Origin of the sequence: Nonomuraea aridisoli, from assembly GCF_003236395.1 — a bacterium.
Lineage (GTDB): Bacteria > Actinomycetota > Actinomycetes > Streptosporangiales > Streptosporangiaceae > Nonomuraea > Nonomuraea aridisoli.
The window spans coordinates 1-26,145 of the sequence record NZ_POUD01000020.1 but is presented as its reverse complement, the minus strand read 5'-3'; the positions used below and the strand labels follow the sequence as shown (position 1 = coordinate 26,145).

At 70.4% G+C, this 26,145-nt stretch carries 22 protein-coding genes; 12 read left to right on the top strand and 10 right to left on the bottom strand.

Going from position 1 to position 26,145, the window contains the following annotated elements; genetic code table 11:
- Positions 1-27: 27 nt before the first annotated feature.
- Both C1J01_RS07710 and C1J01_RS07705 read right to left on the bottom strand, forming a co-directional pair.
- Positions 28-1,689, bottom strand: coding sequence for an ABC transporter ATP-binding protein (locus C1J01_RS07710; RefSeq protein WP_111177513.1), 1,662 nt, complete (start codon positions 1,687-1,689; stop codon positions 28-30).
- On the bottom strand, positions 1,686-3,314 hold the full coding sequence (locus tag C1J01_RS07705; protein WP_181448622.1) for an ABC transporter ATP-binding protein/permease: 1,629 nt from the start codon (positions 3,312-3,314) through the stop codon (positions 1,686-1,688). Before C1J01_RS07705 ends, C1J01_RS07710 begins: the two co-directional genes overlap by 4 nt.
- A gap of 274 nt (positions 3,315-3,588) precedes the next feature.
- Here C1J01_RS07705 and C1J01_RS07700 point away from each other — a divergent pair, with 274 nt between their 5' ends.
- The 9 genes from C1J01_RS07700 to C1J01_RS07660 all read left to right on the top strand — a co-directional run bounded on the left by C1J01_RS07700 (position 3,589) and on the right by C1J01_RS07660 (position 13,043).
- Positions 3,589-4,608 carry a FecCD family ABC transporter permease gene (locus C1J01_RS07700; protein ID WP_438943101.1) on the top strand — a complete coding sequence of 340 codons (1,020 nt, stop codon included), beginning with the start codon at positions 3,589-3,591 and terminating at the stop codon, positions 4,606-4,608.
- The gene (locus tag C1J01_RS07695; protein ID WP_111177509.1) at positions 4,605-5,423 is read left to right on the top strand and encodes an ABC transporter ATP-binding protein; all 819 of its coding nucleotides are present in this window, start codon (positions 4,605-4,607) and stop codon (positions 5,421-5,423) included. The genes C1J01_RS07700 and C1J01_RS07695 overlap by 4 nt, the downstream gene beginning before the upstream one ends.
- Positions 5,420-6,430 carry an ABC transporter substrate-binding protein gene (locus C1J01_RS07690; protein ID WP_111177507.1) on the top strand — a complete coding sequence of 337 codons (1,011 nt, stop codon included), beginning with the start codon at positions 5,420-5,422 and terminating at the stop codon, positions 6,428-6,430. The genes C1J01_RS07695 and C1J01_RS07690 overlap by 4 nt, the downstream gene beginning before the upstream one ends.
- A 232-nt stretch (positions 6,431-6,662) precedes the next feature.
- A complete protein-coding gene (locus C1J01_RS07685; protein WP_235854311.1) occupies positions 6,663-7,481 on the top strand; it encodes a MerR family transcriptional regulator in 819 nt (272 codons plus the stop codon).
- Between the two features lie 222 nt (positions 7,482-7,703).
- The gene (locus C1J01_RS07680; protein ID WP_220039786.1) at positions 7,704-9,059 is read left to right on the top strand and encodes a DUF1254 domain-containing protein; all 1,356 of its coding nucleotides are present in this window, start codon (positions 7,704-7,706) and stop codon (positions 9,057-9,059) included.
- A gap of 60 nt (positions 9,060-9,119) precedes the next feature.
- A complete protein-coding gene (locus C1J01_RS07675) occupies positions 9,120-9,731 on the top strand; it encodes a hypothetical protein (protein ID WP_111177505.1) in 612 nt (203 codons plus the stop codon).
- A 274-nt stretch (positions 9,732-10,005) separates the two neighbouring features.
- On the top strand, positions 10,006-10,746 hold the full coding sequence (locus C1J01_RS07670) for a VOC family protein (protein WP_111177575.1): 741 nt from the start codon (positions 10,006-10,008) through the stop codon (positions 10,744-10,746).
- A gap of 21 nt (positions 10,747-10,767) precedes the next feature.
- Positions 10,768-11,844, top strand: a complete 1,077-nt coding sequence (locus C1J01_RS07665) for a phosphotransferase enzyme family protein (protein WP_235854310.1) — start codon at positions 10,768-10,770, stop codon at positions 11,842-11,844.
- Positions 11,845-12,146: 302 nt separating this feature from the next.
- The gene (locus tag C1J01_RS07660; RefSeq protein WP_111177503.1) at positions 12,147-13,043 is read left to right on the top strand and encodes a LysR family transcriptional regulator; all 897 of its coding nucleotides are present in this window, start codon (positions 12,147-12,149) and stop codon (positions 13,041-13,043) included.
- Between the two features lie 28 nt (positions 13,044-13,071).
- On the opposite strand, the gene C1J01_RS07655 is transcribed toward C1J01_RS07660, so the two are convergent.
- From C1J01_RS07655 to C1J01_RS07645, 3 genes are all read right to left on the bottom strand, one after another.
- Positions 13,072-14,091 (bottom strand): MDR family NADP-dependent oxidoreductase, encoded by a 1,020-nt coding sequence (locus C1J01_RS07655; protein WP_111177501.1) that lies wholly within the window; start codon positions 14,089-14,091, stop codon positions 13,072-13,074.
- Between the two features lie 46 nt (positions 14,092-14,137).
- Positions 14,138-14,881, bottom strand: a complete 744-nt coding sequence (locus C1J01_RS07650) for an SDR family oxidoreductase (protein ID WP_111177499.1) — start codon at positions 14,879-14,881, stop codon at positions 14,138-14,140.
- 102 nt (positions 14,882-14,983) lie between these two features.
- Entirely contained in the window at positions 14,984-15,748 is a 765-nt protein-coding gene (locus tag C1J01_RS07645) for an SDR family oxidoreductase (RefSeq protein WP_111177497.1), read from the bottom strand.
- Between the two features lie 401 nt (positions 15,749-16,149).
- Between C1J01_RS07645 and rox the strand changes: the two genes are divergently transcribed.
- The gene (gene rox, locus C1J01_RS07640) at positions 16,150-17,574 is read left to right on the top strand and encodes a rifampin monooxygenase (RefSeq protein ID WP_111177571.1); all 1,425 of its coding nucleotides are present in this window, start codon (positions 16,150-16,152) and stop codon (positions 17,572-17,574) included.
- Here the strand turns inward: rox and C1J01_RS07635 are convergent.
- The 4 genes from C1J01_RS07635 to C1J01_RS07620 all read right to left on the bottom strand — a co-directional run bounded on the left by C1J01_RS07635 (position 17,482) and on the right by C1J01_RS07620 (position 20,381).
- Positions 17,482-18,111 carry a hypothetical protein gene (locus C1J01_RS07635; RefSeq protein WP_111177495.1) on the bottom strand — a complete coding sequence of 210 codons (630 nt, stop codon included), beginning with the start codon at positions 18,109-18,111 and terminating at the stop codon, positions 17,482-17,484. The genes rox and C1J01_RS07635 overlap by 93 nt on opposite strands.
- Before the next feature lie 148 nt (positions 18,112-18,259).
- On the bottom strand, positions 18,260-18,595 hold the full coding sequence (locus tag C1J01_RS07630; protein ID WP_111177493.1) for a TetR/AcrR family transcriptional regulator: 336 nt from the start codon (positions 18,593-18,595) through the stop codon (positions 18,260-18,262).
- A complete protein-coding gene (locus C1J01_RS07625; protein WP_111177569.1) occupies positions 18,507-19,157 on the bottom strand; it encodes an alpha/beta fold hydrolase in 651 nt (216 codons plus the stop codon). Before C1J01_RS07625 ends, C1J01_RS07630 begins: the two co-directional genes overlap by 89 nt.
- A gap of 120 nt (positions 19,158-19,277) precedes the next feature.
- Positions 19,278-20,381, bottom strand: a complete 1,104-nt coding sequence (locus C1J01_RS07620) for an ABC transporter substrate-binding protein (protein ID WP_111177491.1) — start codon at positions 20,379-20,381, stop codon at positions 19,278-19,280.
- 148 nt (positions 20,382-20,529) lie between these two features.
- On the opposite strand from C1J01_RS07620, the gene C1J01_RS07615 reads away from it, so the two are divergent.
- Positions 20,530-20,796, top strand: coding sequence for a hypothetical protein (locus tag C1J01_RS07615; RefSeq protein WP_111177489.1), 267 nt, complete (start codon positions 20,530-20,532; stop codon positions 20,794-20,796).
- Positions 20,797-20,948: 152 nt separating this feature from the next.
- Positions 20,949-22,856, top strand: coding sequence for a Xaa-Pro dipeptidyl-peptidase (locus tag C1J01_RS07610; RefSeq protein ID WP_111177487.1), 1,908 nt, complete (start codon positions 20,949-20,951; stop codon positions 22,854-22,856).
- Between the two features lie 63 nt (positions 22,857-22,919).
- Here the strand turns inward: C1J01_RS07610 and C1J01_RS07605 are convergent.
- The coding region (locus C1J01_RS07605) for a S8 family serine peptidase (RefSeq protein WP_146615489.1) at positions 22,920-26,145 on the bottom strand (3,226 nt) is incomplete at its 5' end.

Here is a 26,145-nt window from a genome sequence, read left to right as displayed (position 1 = left end):
CCTCGACCCGTTCCTCGGACGGTGCCGCTACGAAGGCCGCCGGGCGAAGAGGTGGGACAGTCGTTCGGCGAGCTCCGGGTAGGAGCCTTCGGCGGCCACGCGCCCCTCCTCCAGGAGCACGATGTGGTCGGCTCTGCGGATGGTCGACAGGCGGTGCGCGATGACGAGCGTGGCGCGGCCGGCGGCGGCTTCCTGGAGCGCCTCGGCGAGGCGAGCCTCGTTGTCGGTGTCGAGGTTGGCCACCGCCTCGTCCAGCACCAGCACCGGCGCCTCCGTGGCGAGCGCTCGGGCGATCGCCACCCTGGCACGCTGGCCGCCGGAGAGCGTGACGCCTCGCTCACCGACCGGGAGCTCCGGATCGATGGTGAGCTGGGCGGTGCGCAGGGCGCTCGCGGCGTCGGCGTCCGGGGCGCCGAGCCGCACGTTCTCCTCCACCGTGCCGGCGAACAGGTGAACGTCCTGCGGCACCACCGTGACGTGCCGGTGCAGGCCGGAGATGCGCGGCAGCGGCACCCCGCCGACCAGGATGCGCCCGCCGTCGGGGTCCCAGAAGCGCAGCAGCAGCGACACGCACGTGGACTTGCCCGCTCCCGAGGCGCCGACCAGGGCGACGGTCTTGCCGTACGGCACCCGGAAGGAAACCCCGCGCAGCACCTCGGGACCGTCGTCCGCGTACCGGAAGCGCACGTCCTCGAAGACGACGTCCGGCCCGGCCGAAACCTCCTCGACCTCGCGCGGCGGCGGCACGTTGGCGGGCGTGGTGACCAGCGTGTGCACCCGATCGGCGGCCGCGCGCAGGGTGCCGTACTCCTTGAGCAGCAGCGCCACCTGCGCCGCCGGTCCCAGTGAGCTGGCGGCCAGCACCATGGCCACCGGCGCGTCCGCCGGGGTTCGGATCACCGTGGCGACCAGGAGGAGCGTCCCGGCGGCCGCGACGGCGATGAGCAGGTCGGTGACGGCCGCTTCGAGGCCGCCTCTCGCCGCGTTCGCCGCCTGGGCGCGGGCGAGCCGGCGCGTCTTGAGCGCCAGCAGCCTCCTGCGGCGCTCCAGCGCGCGGAAGGCGGTCAGCTCGCGTACGCCCTGCACGGTGTCGACCACGTCGGAGGTCAGCTCGGCGGTGGCGGCACGCAGCTCGTCGCCCTGCCGGCGCGAGGTCTTGCGCAGCCACAGCGGGACGGTGAGCACGCACGCCGCCAGTGGCAGCGAGACGGTCAGCAGCAGCGGGTGGATCATCGCGGCCGCCACACTGCCCACCGTCAGCACCGTGCCCGCGGTGATGAGCTGCGCCAGGGTGTGCGCGAACAGCCACTCGAGGGTCTCGATGTCCGACAGCACCGCCGCCGACAGGTCCCCACTGCGGCGGCCCAGCAGACGGGCCGGGGCGATCCTGGCGACCGCGTCGAAGACCTGGCCTCGCAGCCTGGCCAGCACCAGGTACGCCAGATCGTGCGCCACGTACGTCTCCCACCACGCCGCCAGCGCCGCCACCACGACCAGCCCGCCGAGCACCGCGCCCGCCACGTCGATCGGCGTGATCCGGCCGGCGATGACCCGGCCCACCAGCCAGGCGCCGGTGACGGCCGCGCCGAGCGCGGCCAGCTGGGCGAGCAGGTTAGCGACCAGGGTGGAGACGAAGGCCCGGCGGTGTCCGCCGACGGCGCCCGCGAGCCAGCGGATGGACGGGGTCATGCCACGGCCTCCAGCACGGTTCCGTTCTCCAGGACCACCACGTGGTCGGCCTGACGGATGGTGTCGGGCCGGTGGGCGATCATCAGACAGGTACGGCCCCGCCGCACCTCGGACAAGGCCTGCTCGGTACGCGCGTCCACGTGCGAGGTGGCCTCGTCGAGCACCAGGACGGGGGCGTCGGCGAGCAGCGCCCGCGCGATGGCCAGGCGCTGCCGCTGTCCGCCCGAGAGCGTCGTCCCCCGTTCACCCACCCGCGTGTCGTAGCCGTCGGGGAGCTCGGCGATGAAGTCGTGGGCGGCGGCCAGCCGGGCGGCGGCGGCCAGTTCCTCGTCGGTGGCGTCCGGGCGGGCCAGGCGCAGGTTCTCGGCCACCGTGCCGTGGAACAGATAGGTGTCCTGGGCCACGACCGCGATGCCACCGCGCAGCGCGTCGAGTGTGAGGTCGCGGATGTCGACTCCGCCGATGCTGATCGTTCCCTGGCCGGGGTCGTAGTGGCGTTGCAGGAGAGCGGCCAGCGTGCTCTTGCCCGCGCCGGACGGGCCTACCAGCGCCACGGTCCGGCCGTGCTCGACGGTGAAGCCGACGTCTCGAACGGCCGGGTGTTCCGCGCCTGGATAGGTGAACGTGACGCGCTCGAACGTGATGGTGGCCACCGCGGGAAAGTCGTTCCGCCTCCCTCGATCTTCGACGGCCGGGGACGCCGACAGCAGGTCTTCGATGCCGTCGACCGCCGTTATCCCGAGATATCCGGCGTGCCAGGCATCGGAGAGGTTCTTCACCGGCCGGAAGCACTCCACTGTGATCACCAGGACCGCGAACGCCTCCCACGCGCTCCCCGCCGTCGTCGCGGCCAGAATCGCCCCGGCCGTGCCCGCCTGGATGAACAGAGCGCTGATCCCGGTCTCCACCAGCGAGATCCTGAGTTGTCGCATGGTGGTGACGTAGAGGTCGTGCGCCCGGCGTGCCAGCCGCGCCCCCAGCGTGTCCACGGCCCCGAACGCCCGCAGGGTCGCCATGCCCTGCATCGCCTCCAGATGGTCGGAGGCCAGCTCGGCGAAGGCGGTCCAGCGGCCGCGCCCCCGTTTGAGGAGCGTGGCGTCCCAGAACCTCGGGATGATCAGCACACTCGCCACGGCGACGGCGAGGATCGCCGCGGCCGCCGCGTTGACCGTGAACAACCAGCCGACCAACGCCACGGGCACGCAGAAAGTGACGACGACCTGCGGCAGATAACGGCTGTAGTACGGATCGAGGCCTTCGACGCCGTCGACCAGCGTGGTCTGCACATGGCCGGTGCGGGCGCCGGTCAGATGCGCGGGCCCCAGGCGTGCGAGGTGGGCGATCAGCCGGTCACGCAGCCTGGCCTTGATGACCGCGCCCGCCCACACCGTCACGGACTCCCTGGCCCACAGCAGCGCCGCCCTGGTCACGATCACGGCGAACGTCCAGGCCACCAGGCGCACCACGGCGGGGACGTCGCCGCGCACCAGGGCGGACAGGGCGGCGGCGAGCAGGACGGCCTGGGCGACGTACGCGGCGCTGACCGCCAGGCCCAGCCCCACGCAGGCCGCGATCGGCCCCTTGACGCTGCCGGCCAGCTGCAGCAGCCGGCGATGAACGATCACGCGCAGTCCCTCCCACCGTCCCGCCTCGGGGGACGAGTTCACCCCTTGCTGTGGGAGAGCGTAGATGGTAATGATTTTCACTGTCTACGGATAAAAATGATTTTCACCTCACCCAAAGCATCACGACGTCGAAAATTGAACATGATAGTCATTTTCGCTAGCATGCCGCGTTGTGTACTTAAGTTCGTCTGAGCGCTCCCCCACCTCTGATGATCAGAAAGCCGTGCCTGGTCGCGCGCGGCGTCGCCTGGCGCGGCGCACGGGGCTGACCTGCGTGGCGCTCTCGGTCGCAGCGTGTGTTCTGGTCGTGCTGTCCGGTGCGGTGGGATCGGTGGCGGTGAGCCTGGGGGAGGCGGCTCAGATCGTGATCGGGCATCTGGTTCCGGGGATGCCGTGGATGTCGGATGGGTCGTTGACGCCGTTGCAGGATCAGGCGGTGTGGCAGTTCCGGCTGCCGCGGACGCTGCTGGCGGCGCTGGCCGGTGCCGGGTTGGCGCTGGCGGGCGCGTTGATGCAGGTCACGGTGCGCAATCCGCTCGCCGAGCCCTACATCCTCGGCGTGTCCTCCGGGGCGAGTGTCGGGGCGGTGCTCGTGATCGTGTTCGGGTCGGCCGCGCTGGGCGGGTTGTCGTTGAACGTGGCCGCGTTCGCGGGCGCATTGGCGGCCTGTGTGGCCGTGGGGGCCTTGGCACGGAAGGACGGGGCGTTGTCGCCGATGCGGATGATCCTGGCCGGTGTCGCGTTGGGAACCTTGCTGAGTGCGGTGACGAGCTATCTGACGATCTCCACGGACGCGCAGAACGTCGTCAGTGTGCTGTTCTTCCTGCTGGGGAGTGTGTCGGCGGCGTCGATGCCGAGCCTGATCGGCCCGGCTGTCGCGCTCGTGGTGGCCGGGGTGATCGCGGCGCTGCTGGCGCGGTCGCTGAACGCGCTGCTGACCGGGGACGAGTCGGCGGTCTCGCTGGGCGTGAACGCCTCCCGGTTGCGCGGGCTGCTGCTGGTGGTGGCGTCGCTGCTGACCGGCACCGTGGTCTCGGTCGCCGGCGGGATCGGGTTCGTCGGGCTGGTCATCCCGCACATCGCGCGGATCGCGGTCGGTGCGGACCATCGGCGGATGCTGCCGGTGACGGTGCTGGGCGGGGCGGTGTTCCTGATGATCGCCGACCTGCTGGCGCGTACGGTCGCGGCGCCGACGGAGATCCCCTTGGGCATTCTCACCGCCTTCGTCGGTGCCCCGTTCTTCCTGTGGCTGATGCGGCGCAACGGGGCCGAGCGTGCGGGGTTCGGCCGATGAGGGTGGAGTTCGACGACGTCACCGTCGCCCTCGGCGGCCGGGACGTGGTGCAACAGGCGTCGCTGACCGTTGACTCGGGCACGGTGGTGGGCCTGGTAGGGCCGAACGGCAGCGGAAAGTCCTCGCTGCTGCGTACGCTCTACCGTGCGCTGAAGCCACGGCAGGGCACGGTGCGCCTCGACGGGCAGGACGTGCAGCGCCTGAGCGGCAGGCAGGCGGCACGCGCGGTCGCGGTCATGCTCCAGGACCCGGTGACCGACTTCGACTTGAGCGTTCAGGAGACGGTGCTGCTCGGCCGTGCCCCGCACCACGCCTCCTTCGGCCGGGACACCCCGGACGACCTACGTATCGTGGACGAGGCGATGCGCCGCGCCGAGATCACCGACCTCGCCGACCGCATGGTCGCCACCCTCTCCGGGGGGCAGCGACAGCGCGTCATGCTCGCCCGCGCCCTCGCCCAGGAGAGCCCGGTGCTGGTGCTGGACGAACCGAGCAACCATCTCGACATCAGCCACCAGCACGAGTTGATGAGCACAGTGCGCAGTCTGGGGCGCACCGTGATCGCCGCTCTCCATGACCTGAACCTCGCGACCCAGTACTGCGACCGTGTCGTCGTGCTCGCCGCCGGTCGCATCGTCGCCGCCGGGCCGCCGGCCCGAGTGTTCAGCCCCGAGCTGATCCGCACCACCTTCGGCGTGGACGTCCGCGTCCTCGGCGACGCCGACGATCCCGTCTTCGCCTTCCGCCGCCTCGATGGCGGCGAAGGCCAGGACGTGCCGCCCTCCACCCGAACAGAAAGCAGCGTCCGCACATGACCCGCGTCTCTCGCATCCCCGCACGATCCGCCGCCATCGCGAACGTCGCCCTGGCCTTGCTTCTCGCCGGCTGCGGTTCCTCTGTGACCCCGGCCTCCGAAGGGTCCGGCGCGGCCGCCGCGGTGACGCTGGAGAACTGCGGCCGGAAGGTCGTCGTCGACGGCGCTCCAGAAGCAGCCGTCGGCATGCATCCGGCGCAGACCGAGTTGCTGCTGCGGCTGGGCCTGGCCGACCGCGTCGCCGGGCAGGCCCAGGCCAGGGCGCAGGCACTGCCTGAGGACGTGGCACCGCTTGCCGAGGACATTCCGGTGATCGGCGGGGTCACCCCGCCCAGCCGCGAGGACCTGCTGGCCGTCGAACCGGACTTCGTCTACTCGCCCACCACCTACGAGTTCACCGCGGAGCAGGGCTTTGCCAGCATCGAGCAGCTCGAGCAGGCCGGAGTCGCCGTTTACGTCGCCAACGGCGGGTGCAAGGACCGGCGCATGACCGGTGAGGTCACGGACCTGTTCACCGATCTGGAGAACATCGGCGAGATCTTCGGCGTTGAAGACGCCGCCGCCGAGCTCATCGAGAAGGGCCGGGCCGACCTCGACGAGGTCGCCAAGGCGCTCGCCGACGTGGACAAGCTGCGCGTCGCGCAGGTGTACGTCGACGGCACTACCCTGCAGGCCATCGGCGCCGGCATCGAGTACGACATCCTTCGCCTGGCCGGGGCCGACAACGTCTACGCTCCCGACCAGCCGGCGTTCGCGAAGTTCTTCGCCGCGACGATCACTCCCGAGTCCCTCGCGTCCGAGCAGCCCGACGCGCTGGTGTTCTCGGTGTACGACGAGAAGCACGAGGCCGCGACCCGCAAGTACCTCACCACTACCTTCCCGGACATGCCGGCGGTGCGCGACGATCGGCTGATCGCGGTCTCCAGCGCCGACGTGTTCCCCGGAACGCTGGGCAACATCTCGATCGTGCGGCAGATCGCGGAGCAGCTCTACCCCGACGCGTTCTGACCCGTGATCCGCCAGCCGGCGGCGTGCGCACGGTGGACCCAAAGCTGGACGTAGCGCCCATTCAGCGTAAGTAGTTCCTCATGCCGGCCTCGCTCGGCCGCGTCCGCGTCGGGTTCGGCCAGCCGGAGGTTGGCTTCGATCCCGGCAGGGCCGCGGCACACGACCTCGAAGCAACCGCGCTTCACCGTGCCCAAGGAGGGAAACCGCGCACGAGCATGTCAGACTCGACGGCGTGACCAACGCCGCGATGGACGATGCCGCCGGGGCCGGCGGGCTGACCGTCGGGGCCGCGGCATCGCACGTGGGGGTCACCGTCCGCACCCTCCATCATTGGGACGCGATCGGGCTCGTCCGCCCGTCCGGGCGATCCGCCGGCGGTTACCGGCTCTACTCGGCGGGCGACGTCGCACGCATCCACCGGGTGCTCATCTACCGCGAGCTCGGTCTGTCCCTCGACGACATCGGTGAACTTCTCGATGCTCCGACGGCCGACATGACCGTGCCGCTGAGGCAACAGCGTGCCCAGCTCGTCGATCGCATCTCCCGCTTGCGGGCCATGGTCGACGCGGTCGACCGCATGATCGAAGCCGCGAACTCCGGCATCCTGCTCTCCCCGGAGGAACAGGTCGCGATCTTCGGGCAGCGCTGGGAGCCGTCATCGGTCGCGGGCGCACGTGACCGGTGGGGCGACACAGCTCAATGGACGCAGTTCGCCGAGCGCGCCGCGGGCATGACCCCCGAGGACTGGCAGCAGGTCGCCGACAACATCACGACACTCGAGAACGACCTGGCAGCAGCCAAGCGCGCCGGCGTCAGGCCAGGCAGCGCCGAAGCCAACGCTCTGGCGGAACGGCACAGGGCCTCCATCGGCGTGTACTTCGACTGCACCCTTTCGATGCATGTGTGCCTGGGAAGAAGCTCCGCCGCCGATCCCGGCTTCTTGGCCTACTACGACGCGATCGAGCCGGGCCTGGTCAGCTGGCTCCGAGACATCATCGACGCCAACGCCCGCGATCGAGGCATCGACCCGGATTCGGCGACGTGGAGTTGACGCACCCGCGCCCGCGTCACCAGGTGCGCTCCCGGTAGCCGGCGACCTGGCCGCAGCCACCGACCGGCTGGACTTGGAGGAGCAGAGCCCGGCAATCCCCAGGAGCAGAACCATGGGACACGGTTTACCTATCGGGCCTGTTGAGGGCTTATGAGCCGTTGAAGAATGAAGTGGCACGTCGGAAGGGCTCTCACGATCTCCCTCTCACGGGGAGGAGACACGATGGATCCGACTTCCACCCGCCACCGCGCCTCACGCACCATGCGCGGCGACCTGAACGAGGATGCCGTCCAGGCGTACATCTACGGCTATCCCCTGGTCCTGATGGAGACCTCCAAGAAGACCATGACCAACGTGGAGAAGCCGGATCCGCTCACCTTCAGGGCGCCGATCAACCAGTTCGGGAAGGGCGAGAACGTCCCGGGGCCCGCGTTCAAAGGCGTGGTGTCGCCGAACGTCGACACCCTCTACACCTCCGCCTGGCTGGATCTGGCCAAGGAACCCATCGTGCTGCACGTGCCGGACACCCACGGCCGCTACTACCTGATGCCCATGCTGGACGGCTGGACCAACGTGTTCGCCTCACCCGGGGAGCGGACCACCGGCACCGGTGAGGGCGATTTCGCCATCACCGGCCCGAACTGGCGCGGTTCCCTTCCCGACGGGGTCAAGCAGCTCAAGTCGCCTACCGACACGGCGTGGGTCCTGGGCCGCACGCAGCTCAACGGACCTTCCGACCTGCCCGCCGTGCTGAAGCTCGTGGCCCGGTACACCCTCCAGCCGCTCAGCAGGTACGGCAACGGCCCGTACACGCCTCCGGCCGGGAAGACCGATCCCGCCATTTCCGCCGCCTCTCCACCGGCTCAGGTCGAGAAGATGAACGCCCGGACCTTCTTCTCCCACCTGGCCACCGCCATGCGGGCCAACCCCCCGGCCCCGGCGGACGCGCCCATGGTCGCCACGCTGGCGAAACTCGGCATCCGGCCGGGCCGGCCGTTCAGCGCCGACACTCTCGACGAGGCCACGGCACAGGCACTCGACCAAGCGCCGGCCGAGGCGCAGAAACGGATCAAGGCGGGCGTCGCCACGCTGGGCGAGGACGTCAACGGCTGGAGATACGCCACCGACCTGGGCAGCTACGGCACCGACTATCTCCGGCGCGCGGCCACCGCCTGGCAGGGCCTGGGCGCGAACCTGCCCCAGGACGCCATCTATCCGCTGACCTTCGTCGACGGCACGAAACAGCAGCTGAACGGCGCCAACACATACACCATCCACTTCGAACCCGGCCAGACTCCGCCGGCCGACGCGTTCTGGTCGATCACCATGTACGACGCCCAGGGCTTCCTGCTCGAAAACCCCATCGACCGGTACGAGATCGGGCACACCGCCCAGCCGGCCGCCAACGCGGACGGGTCAGTCGACCTGTCCATCCAGCACGACCCTCCCGCGGGAAGCCAGTCGAACTGGCTACCCGCCCCGACCGGCGACTTCAACCTCATGCTTCGCATGTACTGGCCCAGGCAGAGCGCCATCGACGGCACCTGGAAACCCCCCGCGGTGACCAAGGCGCGGTGACCAAGGCGCGGTGACCAAGGCCTCGTGAAGCCACCTCAAGCGGAGAAGGGAAGTGCCAGCATGAAGCTCGACATCACCAAGACGAACCAGGCGATCGAGCGCCTGCTTGAAACGACCGACAACCCGCGGCACCGGTTCCTCTTGCAGGCCTACCACCGCCACCGCTACCTGGAGATCGCCGGACGGTACGAAGAGATCTTCGCGCCCGACATGATGGTGGAAGATCCCGTCTACCACCTCCACGCCCTCGGCCTCAACACGACCCTGCGAGGACAGGACGCGATCCGCAACCTGTACCGCACCTGGGCCGAGACCGGCGAGTGCGTCATGTACACCGACGACGAGAAGATCGCGGTCGGCGACAACATGGTCGCCTCCATGATGACGGGCTACCAGTTCAAGCCGGGCAAGGTCCTGGCCGCCGCCGGGTTCGACATCGACGACGAGAACGCCATGTACATCTACAAGGCGCGCGAGGAGATGGTCTGGCCCTACGACGACCACGGCCGGCTCATCGGCGAGGACGTCTGGGAGGTCGACCCCGACAATGCCGAGATCATCAAGCTCGACCCGGCCGACGTCATCACCACGCAGGAAGCCGCGGAGATCCTCAACCCGCTGATCAAGCCACTGCCCTCGTTCGACGAAACCGTCGCCCGGTCTCGTCGGTGACGGGCGAGCGAACAAGCAGGACACCTCACCACCCGCGGCATCCCATCGTGCCTACTGCCTCCGGCAAAATCCGCTGACCATCCCTCCGGCCCCGCGCATCGGCTCCAGCTCGCGCAACTGTGCGGCTCCCAACAGGCGCCAACCGTGATGTCGACCTTGGCACGTTCAGCTTCCACGCCGACGCGTTCGTCTGGTTGGAGGTCTCACAGGCCTGGGTCAAGCAGCTCGACCTGCGGCGGACGCCGGTTTTTCTGCGGGGCTTAGGGTGGGCGGCATGGCGCTGCAACTTGTTCAGGTGAATTTCAAGGCTCGCGATGACTCGGCGCTCGGCCGATTCTGGGCGGAGGCGCTCGGTTGGGGCGTCTCCAGCGAGGGCCCCGGTGTGACGAACGTCGAACCCGTGGGCTTCGTCTGGCCGGACCCCGTCGCCGTCTGCGTCGATGTCGTCACCGTCCCGGCCCCTGAGACGGTGAAGTACCGCGCGCATCTCGATCTTGCCACCACCTCTGCGGCCCATCAGACGGAGTTGGTCGCGCGCCTGAAGGAGTTCGGTGCGACGCCCGCCGATGTGGGCCAGGGCGACGTCCCGTGGACGGTTCTGGCCGACCCGGAGGGCAACGTGTTCTGCGTGCTGGAGCCTCGCGAGATCTACCGCGACACCGGGCCGATCGCCGCGGTGGTGGTCGACTGCGCGGACCCGCGGGCCATGGCCCGGTTCTGGGGCGAGGCGACGGACTGGACCCTGCACGAGGTGAGCGACGATCACGCTCGGCTGCGCTCGGCCAAGGGTGTCGGGCCGTATCTCGAGTTCATCCGCACAACGCCCGGCGTGAAGACCGTGTGGAACCGCGTCCATATCGACCTGCTGCCGTACCCCGGTGACGATCAAGCGGCGGAGGTGGCCCGGCTGCAGACCCTCGGCGCGACGCTCGCCGACGTCGGCCAGGGCGACGTCCCGTGGATCGTCCTCGCCGACCCGGAGGGCAACGAGTTCTGCGTCCTCCGTCGGGCCTGACCCGGAGCCTCCGCCGCCTGCGTGCCGGACAGCGCCAAGCCGCTCGACGTAGTACTCGATCTACAGACGAAGCGTGGCGCCCGGCTACGAGAGAACCGGCGCGCCACCCTCCTCGAGCTCGCGCGCCGACCACTGGTCCGGTCCCGCCTTCCGCGTCAGCGTCAACGCTGTTTGGTCAACGCTGTTTGGTCAACGCTGTTTGGTCAACGCTGTTTGGTCAACGCTGTTTGGTCAACCCGAACCGACACCCATGGAGAATCCGTGACCGACCAGAGCCGTGGCATCGATCGGTCCGATGAGGAACCGCTGGTCGGTGACGGCGTCACCCAAGGCATCGTGCGGGTCGGGGACACCGTGCGCCGCCCGGTCCGGCCGTTCACCCTGACGATCCAGGCCTTCCTGGCGCACCTGCACGCCGCAGGCTTCTCCGAGGCGCCCGTCCCTCTCGGACTCGACGAACAGGGCCGCGAGGTGTTGTCCTTCGTCCCCGGCGACGTTCCCCGTGAACCTCTCCCGCCGGAGACGGCGAAAGAAGAGGTGCTGGTCGCACTGGCGCAGCTGATCCGTCGGCTGCACGACGCCGCCGAGGGCTGGGCCGTACCAGAGGACGCCGTCTGGGGCGGGATCCCCGGAACACAGGTCCGGAACTCGACCCCGGACGGTGAGCCGCCGCTGGTGAGCCCCCGTGACTACTGCCCCGGCAATGTCGTCTTCCGCGACGGCCTGCCCGCGGCGCTCATCGACTTCGACCTGGCCAGGCCCACCACACGGGTCGACGACATCGCCAATGCCCTCTACTACTGGGCACCCCTGATGCATCCCGAGGACCGGGCGCCCGCCTTCCGCGACCTTGACATCCCGCACCGCGTCGCGGTGTTCGCCGACGCCTATGACATGACGCCGGACCAGCGCCGCGTCCTCGTGCCCACGGCGACTGCGATGATCGGCCGTTTCCACGTCAACATGCGCGCCGCAGCCGAAAGAGACCCGGTGTTCCGACGTTTCTGGAACGAGGGAGCGAAGGACCGACTACCTCGTGCAGAGACATGGATCCAGCAGGAGGGCCCAGCCATCACAGCCGAAATCGCCCACCGGTGACCATCCATTGATCACGGCATTGTAAGACGTTGCGGGCGTGGCAGCGTCGTAGCGGAGCTGCTGCCCGACGCTCGCGAGCTCGGGCTGTACATCTCGCGCGGCGCGGGCGCCTGGGGCCCCGCCCACCCGGCTCGGCGCGCCCTCGGACGTGAGGTGGTGGAGCCGGCATCGGGGCAGGCGTGAGTCCGGGCCGGTCCGCGTCCCCGTGGGAATCGCCCTGATCCTTGCCGACGTTCCCCACAGTCAGGAAGCGAGCGCACCCGGAGGACCGCGGTCCACCGCAGGGAGGGAGACGGGAGCCGATGAGCCTTCGTCAGTTCGAGTACGCGCTGGCCGTTGCCGAGCAGGGCTCGGTGACGGCGGCGGCGGAGCTGCTGCGCGTGGCTCAACCGTCGGTGTCCCAGCAGATCCGCAGCCTGGAGCGGGAACTCGGCGTGAAACTGTTCGCCCGCACGGCGACCGGGCTGGTGCCCACCGTGGTCGGCCGCGCGTTCCTGCGGGAGGCGGAGGTCGCGGTGAACGCCTCGCGGCGGGCGCGGGCGACGGCGCGGGCCGGCGCCGATGATCTGGTGGGCGAGCTGGTGGTCGCGGCGCAGATGGGCTTCGGCACGCGGCAGCTGCCGGGCGCACTGGGCACGCTGCGTCGCCGCTTCCCCCGGCTGGAGGTCACCGTCTTCGAGGAGCCGAGCTCCGCCGAGCTGGAGCGGCTGTGTCGCCGAGGTGTGCTGGACCTCGCCCTGATGGCGGCGTGCGAGCGGTCCCCCGCCAATGCCCACCACCTCGGCGACGAGGAGTTCGTCGTGGTGCTGGGCGCCGGGCACCCGCGGCTCGCCGCGGACCGGGTCGACCTGCGGGAACTGGAGGGGGAGCCGTGGGTGCGGTTCGACCGCGACAGCGCGCTCGACGGCGTGCTGCTGAACGTGCTGCGGGACAACGAGCTGACCCCGACCACGGTCGCCCGCGTGTCCCAGACGGCGACGGCCGTGCGCTGGGCCGCCCACGGGCTGGGGGTGACGCTCGTCCCGGCCTCCGCGGTGCCCCACGGTCACGAGCACCTCGTCCGCCCGGTGTTCCCGGTCGTGTCCCAGCCCGTCATCGCCGTGGTCCGGCCCGGCGCGGGCCCGGCGGAGACGGCCCTGTTCGATCTCCTCCGTCAGGAGACCTGGCACAAGGCCGCCTCCTTCTCTCCGGTGTCCTGACCGGGAGTGCCGGGTCGAGGAGGCTCGTCTAGTCGGCGAGTCTCACGATGACGTTGCCGCGGTGCACGCCGGCGAGGAGCTCGTCCTGGGCGGTGATGGCGCGCTGGAGGGTGCCTTCGAGGAGCGTGTGCGCGAACCTGATCCGGCCTTGGGCGTACCACCGGGCGTAGTGGGTGTTCCAGGCCTGGACCTGGTCGGGGGTGTGCCTGGTGGTGAAGGGGCGGATCTGCACCTCGTGCACGAGCGCGGTCATGATGTCGAGGCGGGGGTGCCCGCCGTCGCCTCCGCCGACCTGTCCGGCGAGGGCGCCGCACAACGCGAAGCGGGCCCCGAACGCCGTGTGCCGGAGCGCGGCTTCGAACTGGGAGCCGCCGATGGTGTCGAAGAAGGCGGTGATCCCGTCGGGGGCGAGCTTGGTGAGCCGTTCGTCGAGGTCGTCGTTGCGGTGGTCGATGGCGGCGTCGAGGCCGAGCTCGTCGACGAGGTAGCGGGCCTTCTCGGGCCCGCCGGCGATGCCGATGACGTACGCGGCGCCGCGTGCCTTGGCGATCTGCGCGGCCATCGACCCGACGCCGCCGGCGGCCCCGCTGACGAGGACGACGTCACCCTCACCGACGGCGGCGATGTCGACGATGCCGTGGTAGGCGGGCACGCCCTGGTTGAGCAGGTACTCGGGACCGGGGAAGACGCCCTCGGGCACGGGGAACGCCTCGCCCGGACCCAGGACGCTCTCCTCGCGCCAGCCTGACATGTGCAGCACGACGGTACCCACCGGCAGGTCGTCGGCGCGTGATTCGACGACCCTGCCGATCGCGGGGCCGTGGATCGGCTCGCCGACCCGGAAGGTGGGCACCGGGATCTGGGTGGTCTCGAACATCAGGTCTCCGCTCGCCGCGATCACCTGCTGGAACAGGTTCCGCACCCAAACCTGGCCGGCAGCCGGCTCCTGCGGAGGGAGCGTGATCACGTCGAGCAGCGAGCTGGGCGGCTGGTCCAGATGCGTACGGTGCGCGCGCAGGACGACGGCGGATGATCCCTGGACGGTCATGATGAGAACCTTTTCGTCGGTCGTAGGGCGGAACGGCAGGGCGAGCTCAGAGCTGCGTGGCGCCTCCGTCCACGGCGAGCTCGGCGCCGGTGGTGTAAGTGGCGTCGAAGGCGAGGAAGGCGGCCGCCCTGGCGACCTCGTCGGGGGTGCCGAAACGCCGCATGGGATTGCCCGCGACCCGCTGCGCCTTGAACTGCTCGGCAGCCTCTGCGGTCATGGTGTTCTCCAGGATTCCCGTGTCGATGGGACCGGGGCTGACCGCGTTGACACGAATTCCGCGCGGAAGCAGCTCCCGGGAGAGGCTGCGGGCCATCGAGCGCAGCGCCGCCTTGCCGGCCGCGTAGACACTGGTGTCCAGCATGCCGATGACGTTCGCGATCGAGGTGGTGAGGACGACGCCGGCGCCCGTGCTCAGCAGCGGGGCGAGCTTCTGCACGGTGAAGTACGCGCCCTTGACGTTGATCGCGAACAGCTCGTCGTACATCTCCTCGGTCGTCGACGCGAAGGGCGTGAGGGGTGCGATGCCGGCGTTGACGAACAGGCCCTCGATCGTGCCGAGCTCGCCCTTCACCCGGTCGGCCAGAGCATCCAGGTCGGACAGTGAGGCCACATCGCCTCGGACGGCCACCGCGTTCTCGCCGAGCCGCTCCCGTGCGGCGTCGAGCGTGGCCTGAGAACGACCGGTGATCAGCACACGAGCTCCGCCGTCCACCAGCAGCTTCGCCATCGCGAAACCCATGCCGCTGCCGCCGCCCGTGATCACAACATTCTTGTCACTGTACTTGTTCATGCCAGAATTCTTTCTTTCTCGCGAAACTCGGCGATGTGCCGGTATTTCGCTCCGACACAAATCGATGAGTGGTTCCGCAATCGGCGTTCTGGAATGCCGGCGTCAACCCCTGGGGAATTCGCCGCCGTCCACGACGAGATTGCTCCCGGTCAGCCAGCTCGCCCGGTCGGACACCAGGAACAGCACGGCGTGAGCGAGGTCGTCGGGCCGCCCGTCGCGCCCCAGCGGCACGGCGGGTGCGTCGCTCTGGCCCGGCGCCGCGTCCAGGCTCGCCCATTGCTCCCGCGTCGCTTCGCCGCCGGGAGTGGCGACCCTGCCAGGGCTCACGGTGTTGACCCGGATGCCGAACGGGGCCAGCTCCAGGGCCAGTCCCCGGCTGTAGTTCTCCAGCGCCGCCTTCGCCGCCGTGTAGTGCAGGAACGGCGCAACGGAGGTGGGGACCGCGGCCGAGGAGACGTGCACGATCTTCCCCGAACGCCGTTCCCGCATCCCCGGGGTGAGCAGCGAGTCCAGCCGCACCGACGCCAGGTAGTTCAGGTCCAGCGCGTCCTGCCACTCCTCGTCGGGGATGGCCGCGCTGCCCTGGTGCGGTCGCGCCCCGCCCGCGTTGTGGACCAGGATGTCCACCCCGCCGAGCGTCTCCTGAGCGGCCGCGGCGAGCGCCTCCGCGCCGGCCCGTGTCCGTACGTCGCCCTCCACGAAGGCGGCCCCGTCCGGCACCGGGCTCGTCGCCGACCTGGCGGTCGTGAGCACGTCGGCGCCCGCGTCCAGGAGCCGGCGCACGATGGCGGCTCCGATTCCGCGGGAACCACCCGTGACCAGGGCCCGCTTTCCCACGAGCTCTCGCGCTCCCGATCCGTTCTCCATCTCCGGTCCTTTCGATAAAAAAATAAGAATCGACGTGCGCACAGCGCGCATCTTCAAAGAAAGTCGTCGTCGAGCTGTTTCACGCTACGCCCGGAAAAGAACGGAAGGCAAAGACGAAATGTCAGCAGGTGCTATAGGGAGTTCCTATACACCCCGGCCCCCGCCTGCGACCGCGCGGCCCGTTCGGGGTCGCGATCATGTGGCCGGAAAAGGGTTGGACGGGATGATGATCGGGCTTGTAGCTTGCAGATGACCGTGACACCGCCCGAGGAGGTGAGACCCATGAACGTTGTATCGATGTGGGTGCTCCCCCTTCCCGTCATGGTCCGGCGATTGACGTAGGTGTCGCCGGGAGCGCCTCGCCGACAAGGCACTCCCGAAAGGCAACACCAATGCACTTCATGTTCGACGTGATCATCGCCGGGTGCGGGCCGACCGGTGCGATGCTGGCCGCCGAGCTGCGGCTGCACGACGTGCGGGTACTCGTTCTGGAGAAGGAGACCGAGCCCAAGTCGTTCGTCCGCATAGTCGGTCTGCACATGCGCAGTCTCGAACTGATGGCGATGCGCGGACTGCTGGAGCGCACGCTCCAGCATGGCCGACGGCGTCCGGCCGGCGGCTTCTTCGCCGCCATCCCCAAACCCGCGCCCAAGAGCCTGGACTCCACGTACGCCTATCTGCTCGGCATCCCGCAGCCGGTCGTCGAGCGCCTGCTCGAAGAGCATGCGATCGAGCTGGGTGCGCAGGTCCGGCGCGGTTGTGCGGTGGCCGGTCTCGAGCAGGACGACGACGGCGTGACCGTCGAGCTGGCCGACGGGCAACGGCTGCGTTCGCGCTACCTCGTCGGCTGTGACGGCGGACGCAGTACGGTGCGCAAACTGCTCGGCGTCGGCTTCCCCGGCGAGCCCTCGCGGACCGAGACGCTGATGGGCGAGATGGAAGTGGGCGCGCCGCAGGAGGAGATCGCCGCCAAGGTGGCCGAACTCCGCGAGACCCGTCAGCCGTTCTGGCTCCGGCCGTTCGGCGAAGGGATCTACAGCGTCGTGGTGCCCGCCGCGGGAGTCGGCGACCGCGCGGTACCGCCCACCCTGGAGGATTTCCGACAGCAGCTGCGCACCGTCGCCGGAACCGATTTCGGCGTGCACTCCCCGCGCTGGTTGTCCCGCTTCGGCGATGCCACCCGGCTGGCCGAACGTTACCGGGTCGGGCGGGTGCTGCTGGCCGGCGATGCGGCACACGTCCATCCACCCATCGGCGGGCAGGGCCTCAACCTGGGTGTCCAGGACGCCTTCAATCTCGGCTGGAAACTGGCCGCGCAGGTCCGCGGCTGGGCCCCGGAAACACTGCTGGACACCTACCAGGCCGAACGTCGTCCGGTCGCCGAGGACGTGCTGGACAACACCCGCGCCCAGACGGAACTGCTGTCCCCCGAGCCGGGCCCGCGGGCCGTGCGCAGGCTGCTCACCGAACTGATGGACTTCGAGGAGGTGAACCGCCATCTGATCGAGAAGATCACCGCGATCGGCATCCGCTACGACTTCGGCGAAGGCCCCGACCTGCTCGGCCGCCGCCTGCGCGACATCGACGTGAAACAGGGCCACCTCTACGGTCTGCTCCATCGCGGCCGCGGCCTGCTGCTGGACCGCACCGAACGCCTGACCGCCGGCGGCTGGTCGGACCGGGTGGATCACCTCGCGGATCCCACCGCGGCGCTGGATGTTCCGTGCGTCCTGCTACGCCCCGACGGCCACGTCGCCTGGATCGGCGACGATCAGCGGGACCTGGACGGCCACCTCTCCCGCTGGTTCGGCGAGCCCGCCGGCTGATCTCGGCCTGAGCAGTCGAGAAGTCGTACCACCGCGATGACGGGGGCCTCGGTCACCCGGACCGCCGCGTGGCGGCGAAGAACGCGGTGAGCTCCTTGGCGAGCGCCTCGGGATGGGTGAGCGGGGCGGCGTGACCGGCGCCGGGATCTCGCGCACTTGTGCGTGGGGGACGTGGCCGGTCACGTACCGCGCGATGACGGGGTATAAGGGCCTGGTGCCGGATCCGTGCAGCACCGGCACGGGAGCGGAGATCGCGCCGAGCACGGCCGGATCCTCAGCGGTGGGTCCTTCGTACGCCACCCCTTGCCGGAGGAGGTTGAGCAGGTGCGGGACGTAGCGGCCGGCGGCCTCGAAGTAGCCGGCGTCCTCGGCCACGGCGATCTCCTCGTCGTCGAAGGGCCCGCCCGCGAACGCGCGGACCGCGGCCGTCAGGTCGCCCTCGGCGGCCAGCTCCGCCATCCGGGCGACGGCGTCACCGATGGCCGCCTGGTCCTGCTCGCTCATCCGGCCCCGCATCGAGGGCTCCAGGACGGCCACCGGTGACGCCGTCCGTGGTGGTGACGTGGTGCGTGCGCATGTGCCGCCTCCTGCGTCTCCAGTCGCTGCGGCACATCGGAAAGGCGGTATCAAGTAAACAGGTTTACATTCGCCACGGTAACCCAGGCTCGCCAAGGAGTAGATGTGGCTAGTCCTCCGCACCGCCGTGCAGCAGCGCCCGCACTCCCTGGCGGATGTACTCGACCACCTGCTCGGGCGGCGCGGTGGCCAGCCGTCCCTGTGGGGACGCCCATCGCAGCACCCTGATCCCCGTGAGAAGCGCGGCGGCCAGCTCCGCGCGCAGCCGCGGGTCGTCACCGGCCGCGACCGTGGCGAACGGCCCGACGACGGAGTTCTCGGCGTAGTTGCACACCTTCTCCGGCAATTCCTCCTGATCAGGGGTCTCCCCGATGAGCCGCCAGAGCGTGAGCAGGTCGTCCAGGCCGACCGTGCGCGCCGCGCCGTACGCGTACAACTCGGCCATCCGGTCGGGCAGTTCCTCGGCCGGCACGGGGCAGGCGTAAGGCCCGTTCCGGTGCGAAGCGGAGGGCCTGGCGCAGGAGCGCCCAGGTGGCGCCCTCGACTCTGGGATGGAACACGACGCGTCCGCCGAGGCGGGTACGCCGGTCGGGCCAGGGCAGAAATCCGACCGCGCTCTGCAGGATCACCCGCCGCACCAGATCCGGGTGGCGGGCCGCCATGGTCAACGCGGTACGCCCACCGGCGGAGACGCCGACCACCGCCGCGACCTGGTCGATCCCGAGATCGCGGCACAGGCCGGCGATGACGTCGGTGAAGCCCGTCACCGAGCTCGACGGGGTACGCCCGTAACCGGGACGCGAGGGGACGAGCACCCGGAATCCCGCGTCGATGAAGACGTCCTCGCCCAGGGCCAGCCGCGCCCGCAGGTGACCGCCGTGGAACACCACCACCGTGCCGGGGCCGTCGCCGGTCATCCGGTACTCCACCGTCTGATCGGCCCCGACCCGGGCCACGACCAGGTCCCGCTCTCCGCCAGGGGCGGGCCGTCTCGCGGAACGGGTCATCTGCGCCTCCGAAGCCAAAACCTCATGCCGACCAGGCTTCCCGGCGCACCAGGCCCCACCGTAACAGCAGCGCCCTCACCCGTCGAGGACACAAGATCAGCAAGCCGCGACGGACCTCCCTCAGCCGGCGTGCAGGATGCGAAGACGATCGGGCGCCGCCGGATCGCGATCGACGACCTGGACCGGCGGCCAAGCCCACTGCCGGACGCCGATGCCCGGCGTGCGGGAGAACCGGATCTGCCCACGGGTGCCTTCGACCGCGACGCCCGGCCAGGACCCGGCGGTGCGCGCCCGGTCCGTGCCGCCGGAACGCAGCACGTCGGCGAGGACGGCGACCGTGTCGTACCCCTCGAAGGCGACGAAGGAGGGCGCTTCGGCCAGCCGCTCGCGGAGGGCCGCCTCGACGCGTGCGCCGAGTGGGCCGAGGCGCTCTGGCAGGTAGCGCAAGAACGGGATCCCGGCGCCGTCGCCGCCCAGCAACGTCGCCCATTCGGCGAACTCCGGTTGCCCTGCCGGAGCGCCGATCAGGACCTCGGCGAGCCGCTCGTCGCGGCGGACGGACGTGACGAGCGGCACCGCCGGCTCCGGGTGGCCGACCAGAAGAAGAAGTGCTGTCGCGCCGTTGTCGACGAGTGCGTCGCACACGGCCGTGGGGGTGAGCGTGCGCATGTCGAGCTCGATGACCGTGCCGCCCCGTGGAGCGAGGTGGTCGCGCAGAATGCGGGTCCCGGACGCCCAGTAGACACTCGGCTGGGTTGCCACGGCGATTCGGCGGTGGCCCGCGTCGAGGAGGAAGTCCGCGTAGATCTGCCAGCCGTGGGACTGCGCCGGGGCGAGGCGCGCCACCCATTCCGTCGGCTCTTCGGTGAGCGCGTCGAGGACCGCTGACGAGCAGAGGAACGGCAGCCCGAGGGCGTCGGCCCTGGCGGCGGCGGCGCGCGCGACGACGCTGTGGTACTCCCCCGCCAAGGCGGCCACGCCCAGGCGGGCCAGTTCGTCCACGGCCGCCGCGGCCCGCTCCGGATCGGCCGCGGTGTCCCGGACCACCAGCTCGAGTGGTCTTCCGGCGATCCCGCCGTCGCCGTTGACGTCGCGTACGGCCAGTTCGAGCCCGGCGAGCAGGTGCCGGCCCGCCTCGACCCAGCCGGGCCGGGTCAGCGGAACGAGAGCGCCGATCTGGACGGATGATCCGTCAGTCCGCTCCGCACCAGGTGGCGTCTTCATGCGTTGGCGTCTCCCGTCCGACGATTCGGTCAAGTATGCCCGGATCGAAGAGTGAGACCGGCGCCGGGATCACCCGCTAGATTCACCCCGTCCCTCTTGATCTTCACTCACCCCCCCGGATGTACGGCATGCACCCCCTCATCGTGCGTTGGCCCTCGTCACCGCCGCCCCCGCCACCGGCGTGATCGCCTCGGAGCACACCCGGCGGCTGAGCATCAGCAACAAGCACCTCATGGCGGACGAGGCGGAGAAGGACCCCTACTTCGCCGGGGTGCTCCCCACGGCGGGCACGCTGCGCACGATCAGCGTGGGCGGCCGGCAGTACCAGCTCGCGCCGCGCGCGAAGTCCTGGGTGCGCACCGGCCGGGCCAGCGGCGCCGCCGCCTCCCCCAGCGCCCCCGAGCGCCGCGAGTGAGGGTGCTCTGATCAGGCGCGCGGCGGCGGCATTCGTCAACCGTCGCAATCAAGGGCGCGCGTTTGCGGCAAACGACCAATGCTCCGCAGAACGGTCGTTTGTACGGTTCGCCGCATGCTATCCCTTTTATTCGCATCATTGGCGGAACACGCATGAGCCCGGCACGCCGCAGGACGGCATTCGGCGTGGGCCTGTTCGCAGCCGTGTCGCTACTCGTGTCGCAGGGTCAGTTCACGTCGGCCGCGGCCGACAGCCGGCCCGGCATCGTCGTGGAGAACGGCGTCACGCAGCCGGTGTTCGGCTACGCCGACGCGATCCGCGAACACGCCTGGGTGGACGCCCCCTTCGACAGCGACCATGACGGGGTCAACGACCAGATCTCGGTGGACATCATGCGTCCGCGGGCCACCGAGCAGGGCCTGAAGGTGCCGGTCGTCATGGACGCCAGCCCGTACTATTCGACGCTCGGCCGCGGCAACGAGTCCGAGCTCAAGCAGGACACCGACGGCGACGGCCTGCTCGACAAGTGGCCGCTGTTCTACGACAACTACTTCGTGCCCCGCGGCTACGCCGTGGTCCTGCTGGACATGGTGGGCACCAACAACTCCACCGGCTGCCCGACCACCAACGGCACGCCCGACAACCTGTCCGCCAAAGTGGCCATCGACTGGCTGAACGGCCGGGGCACCGCGCGCGACGCCGACGGCGACGTGGTCGCCTCCCCCGATTGGCACAACGGCAAGACCGGGATGATCGGCAAGTCGTACGACGGCAACCTGGCGATGGCGACGGCGGTGACCGGGGTCGAGGGCCTCAGCACGATCGTCCCCATCGGCGGCCCGTCGAACTACTACGACTACACCCGCAAGAACGGCGTCGTCACCCGCGGCAACAACTACGTGGCCAGCCTGGCGAACACCGTGACCGACCCCGACCGGCGCGCGCACTGCGCTCCGGTGCGAGAAGAGCTGGGCGCGGCCGACGGCGACGACACCGGCGACTACTCGGACTTCTGGGCCGAGCGCAACTACGTCAAGGACGTCGCGAACGTCCGGGCCAGCGTCCTCATGGTGCACGGCCTGCACGACGACAACGTACGTCCCGACCACTTCAGCCAGTTCTGGGCCGAGCTGGCCAAGCACGACGTGCCGCGCAAGCTGCTGCTCGGGCAGGAGGGGCACGTCGACCCGTTCGACTTCCGCCGCACGGAGTGGGTGGACACGCTGCACCGGTGGTTCGATCACTGGCTGCAGGACGTGCCCAACGACATCATGAAGGAGCCCCGGGTCGACATCGAGCGGGCGCCGGACGTCTTCGAGTCCTACCGTGACTGGCCGGTCCCCGGCGCGAAGCCGACCAAGCTGTGGTTCCAGCCCGCCGAGGTCGCCGGCGGCCCCACCGGCCTGTCGGTGAAGCCCGCCAAGGGCCGCCCGGCCGACCTGACGTTCCACGACAACCCCAGCCAGACCGAGACCCAGATGGTCAGCGACACCTCCAACGTCGGCCCGAACCGCCTGGTGTTCCTCTCCGAGCCGCTCACCGCGCCGCTGCACGTCTCCGGAACCCCGGTCGTACGGCTGAACGCCTCGGCGGACCAGACCGACACCAACCTCGGCGCCGTCCTGGTCGACTACGGCCCGCAGACCAGGCTCAGCTGGGAGACCTCCGGCGAGGGCATCAGGACGCTGACCACCGAGGACTGCTGGGGCGAGAGCAGCCCGAGGGACGACGCCTGCTACAAGCAGACGGCGAAGAACATCGTGACCAGCGACCGCGAGCGGGTCAGCAAGGGCATCATGGACGCGCTCAACCGGAACTCGCTCACCACTCCGGAGCCGCTCGTCCCCGGTGAGAAGTACGACTTCGACCTGCCGTTGCTACCGGTCGACCACGTGTTCCAGCCGGGCCACCGGATCGGCCTGATCGTGGTCGGCAGCTACCGCAGCTACTCCAGCGTCCCGGACCAGACCCGGGCGAACATCAGCGTGACGACCAAGATCAGCAACTTCCGGTTGCCGCTGGTCGGCGGTCGCCAGGCCGCGAGCAGGGCCGGTCTCTGACAGGCTCTGCCGATTGACCGTCCCGGCCGGTGGAGCCCCACCGGCCGGGACGACCCGGGCGTTCTACTTGATCTGGTACGCCCTGGTGATGGTGGTGGCGAAGCCGTTGCCGCCGGCGTCGTCCGCCTTGAGCCGCAGCGACACGAACGATCCGCGCGCGCTCGCCGGGTGCGAGGTCTCAGCCGTCCAGGTGCCCTTGGGACCCGGATGCACCCGCGCCGGCTGCCACGTCCGGCCGTCGTCGTACGAGATCTCGAAGGTGAGCGTGCGCAGGCGCGGATCGGGCGATCCGGCCTGGCGCTCCAGGCGCAGCGGGATGCGCATGCGGCCCGGCTCGGCGCGGTTGCGGTCGTCCAGCTCCGGAGCGATCTTGAACGTCATCAGCGGCAGCGCCGGACGCTCGCCCTGCGCTGGCGTCCTCGACCGGAACCGCCACTCGGCGCTGACCTTCGACGACACCTTCGTCATGGCCGGGTCGCGGGTGGCCGACAGGGCCAGCCGGTAGGCGCTCTCCTTGGCGTCGGCGGGCACGTCGACGGTGGGGGGCAGGTAGTCGGCGGAGAAGACCTCCTTGCCGTCGCGGTGGAGCGTGGCGTGCGCCTGCGTGTGGTCGCCGACGGAATACCGCTCGGTGACCGGGTCCTCGAACAGCCCGACCGCGAACTGCATGAGATCGCCCTCACGCCAGCTGAGGTCGCCGCCCGGCAGGAGCGAGGGCGCGAAGACGCCGGTGTTCCAGCGGTCCTCGGTCTTCTGCCCGGCGCGGTAGACGGTGGTCCGGCCGAAGAAGAACTGGTCGATGTTGTTCCACGGATCGGGCCGGTACTGGATGAACGACGGGTACCAGCCGGTGTCGCCGGGCGAGTAGTACTCGGTCCTGCGGAAGGGCAGCGGGAAGCGCGACAGCCCGCCGTACGGCATCCACGCCAGCTCCGTGCCGTAGAGCACCGGCAGGGCGAAGCGCTCGCCGTACTTGCCGTCCTGCTGGGCGGCGTACGTGGTGGTGACCTGGGCCAGGTCGCGGCGGGCAGGCCGGTGTCCGGGGTCGGCCGGGATGCGCGGCTCGGCCTTCATCAGCTGGTAGAAGTACGGGCTGTCGTCGAAGGTGCCGTCGCTCTTCGGCTTCGCCCACTGCGTCCACCGGTAGAAGGCGAACTTCCTGCTCGCCGTACGGGTCGTCGGGATCGCCTTGACACCTTCGACGCGGTCCGCGCCCCGCAGGCCGGTGAGGTCGACGTCCACGCCGAGCGGCTGGGCGGCGTCGAGGATCTGGAGCATGCCGACCAGGCCGAAGGCCAGCCGCGCGGAGGGCTCCTGCGTGCGTACGTCCACGGGCTCGGCCCTGCGGGCGTCGATGGTCACGCGCCGGTCGGCGTCGAGGGTGAACTCCGGCTCGGCGGCCATCACCGTGCTGCCGTCGTTGTCGAGCATGAGCATGACGACGGTGTAGCGGTGATCCTTCGGCAGCCTGAGGTCCAGCGTGCCGCCGTAGACGTCGTAGTTGACCTGGTTCTCCTCGTCGAGGTCGATGACCCCGGCGAAGGCCGCCGTGGCCGGCTCGCCGTCCGTGCCGGTGAAGGCCAGCTTCAGCCCGTACTTCTCCGGCTCGACCCGCATGCCGATGCCGGTGCGCACGGACGTGTCCGCGTTCTTCGCGATGACCGTGCCGCTGTAGGTGCCGAGCTCGCCCGCCTCGGCGGTCACCGTGACCCGCGCGGTGCCGTGCGCGGGCACCTCCACCGTTTCGGCGCTGAGTCTGAACGGCGCCGCCGCCTCGCCCTGGCCGTCCTTGGCCGTCACGCTGAGGTCGAGCCGGACGGCGGCGTCACCGTCGTTGCGGTAGGTCAGCGTGCGCTCCTCGCCGCCGGTGCCGGGCAGCTCCACCTCGCCCATGCTCAGGCTGGCGGGCTCGGTCGTGATCCGCTGGGTGACGGCGCGGGCGACGTCCACGCGGCCGGAGCCCTGGACGTACGCGCCCAACTCCTCGCCGGGGGCCGCCGAGGCCATGAGCGCCGCCTTGATCTGCTCCGCTGTCCAGCCGGGGTGGGCGCCGGCGACGATCGCCGCCGCCCCGGCCACGTGCGGGGTGGCCATGGACGTGCCGTCCATCGCCGTGTAGGAGTCGTCCACCGGGGTGCCCGCGGAGGTGCCGGCGGCCCTGGCGGCGACGATGCCCACGCCGGGCGCGATCAGGTCGGGCTTGACCGCGGCGTCGCCCGGGCGCGGACCGGTGCTGCTGAAGCCGGCGAGCGCGTCGCCGTCGCGGTGGGAGGCCCCGACCGACAGGGCGCGGTCGGCGCTGCCGGGCGAGCCGAGCGCCTGCGGGCCGCCGTTGCCGGCCGCGACCACGAACAGCGTCCCGTACTGCTCCGACAGGGTGTCGAGTGCCTGCTCCATCGGGTCGGCGCCAGGGGTGTCGGGGCTGCCGAGGCTGAGATTGGCGACGCGGGCGCCGTTCTCGGCCGCCCAGGTCATGCCGGCGATGACGGCGGAGTCGGAGCAGGACCCGCCCTGGTCGCAGACCTTGCCGACGAGCAGCCGGGCGCCGGGGGCGACGCCCTTGTGCCGGCCGTCAGAGGCGGCGCCGGACCCGGCGATCGTGGCGGCGACGTGGGTTCCGTGGCCGTTGAGGTCGCTCGCGTCGGGCTCCGCGGTGAAGTTCTCCGACTTGACGACCAGGCCCCGCAGATCGGGGTGGCCGGGGTCGTACCCGGTGTCGAGCACGGCGACGGGGACGCCCTCGCCGGTGTGGCCGGCCGACCACGCCGCGGGCGCGCCGATGTGCGGCACGCTGACGTCGAGGGACACGGTGGACTTGCCGTCCAGCCAGATCTTCGCGGGCGCCGCCGCCGTCCTGGCCGCCGTTCCGGTCACGGACTTCCAGAACGTGCCGGCCTCGGTGCGGGGCTCGCTCCTGGCGACGCCGTTGACGGCGGGCAGCGGGCGCCCGCCGGCGGCCCGCAGCGCGGCGGCCCCGGCCTGTTCCGGGTACGTCACGATCAGCGGGAGCGCCGGGCTGGCGGCGTCGTCGTAGCCGAGTTCGGCGAGCCGGGTGACGTTGAACAGCCGCGGGTCCAGCCGGCCCTCGGCCAGCAGGGGCATCGCGTCCGCGGGGACGACGCTGAGCCCGTCCTCGCCGCGGCGGTGCACGAAGTGGATGCCGTCCCGGCCCGCGCCCGGCTGGACGTCGAGCTGGGTCTGCCGGGAGGGCAGCGGACGAAGGGTGACCTTGTCCCCGGTGATCAGAGTGATGGTCTTGGGGGGTTCAGCGGCCCGCATGGGGGTGGCG

What these genes read in the sequence shown, in the direction of transcription:
- C1J01_RS07625 (WP_111177569.1), bottom strand. Translation starts at nt 19,157, where the DNA reads ATGACCCGTTCCGCGAGACGGCCCGCCCCTGGCGGAGAGCGGGACCTG.
- C1J01_RS07630 (WP_111177493.1), bottom strand. Translation starts at nt 18,595, where the DNA reads ATGGCCGAGTTGTACGCGTACGGCGCGGCGCGCACGGTCGGCCTGGAC.
- C1J01_RS07645 (WP_111177497.1), bottom strand. Translation starts at nt 15,748, where the DNA reads ATGGAGAACGGATCGGGAGCGCGAGAGCTCGTGGGAAAGCGGGCCCTG.
- C1J01_RS07710 (WP_111177513.1), bottom strand. Translation starts at nt 1,689, where the DNA reads ATGACCCCGTCCATCCGCTGGCTCGCGGGCGCCGTCGGCGGACACCGC.
- rox (WP_111177571.1), top strand. Translation starts at nt 16,150, where the DNA reads ATGTTCGACGTGATCATCGCCGGGTGCGGGCCGACCGGTGCGATGCTG.
- C1J01_RS07680 (WP_220039786.1), top strand. Translation starts at nt 7,704, where the DNA reads ATGGATCCGACTTCCACCCGCCACCGCGCCTCACGCACCATGCGCGGC.
- C1J01_RS07675 (WP_111177505.1), top strand. Translation starts at nt 9,120, where the DNA reads ATGAAGCTCGACATCACCAAGACGAACCAGGCGATCGAGCGCCTGCTT.
- C1J01_RS07690 (WP_111177507.1), top strand. Translation starts at nt 5,420, where the DNA reads ATGACCCGCGTCTCTCGCATCCCCGCACGATCCGCCGCCATCGCGAAC.
- C1J01_RS07620 (WP_111177491.1), bottom strand. Translation starts at nt 20,381, where the DNA reads ATGAAGACGCCACCTGGTGCGGAGCGGACTGACGGATCATCCGTCCAG.
- C1J01_RS07655 (WP_111177501.1), bottom strand. Translation starts at nt 14,091, where the DNA reads ATGACCGTCCAGGGATCATCCGCCGTCGTCCTGCGCGCGCACCGTACG.
- C1J01_RS07695 (WP_111177509.1), top strand. Translation starts at nt 4,605, where the DNA reads ATGAGGGTGGAGTTCGACGACGTCACCGTCGCCCTCGGCGGCCGGGAC.
- C1J01_RS07650 (WP_111177499.1), bottom strand. Translation starts at nt 14,881, where the DNA reads ATGAACAAGTACAGTGACAAGAATGTTGTGATCACGGGCGGCGGCAGC.
- C1J01_RS07660 (WP_111177503.1), top strand. Translation starts at nt 12,147, where the DNA reads ATGAGCCTTCGTCAGTTCGAGTACGCGCTGGCCGTTGCCGAGCAGGGC.
- C1J01_RS07670 (WP_111177575.1), top strand. Translation starts at nt 10,006, where the DNA reads ATGGCGCTGCAACTTGTTCAGGTGAATTTCAAGGCTCGCGATGACTCG.
- C1J01_RS07610 (WP_111177487.1), top strand. Translation starts at nt 20,949, where the DNA reads ATGAGCCCGGCACGCCGCAGGACGGCATTCGGCGTGGGCCTGTTCGCA.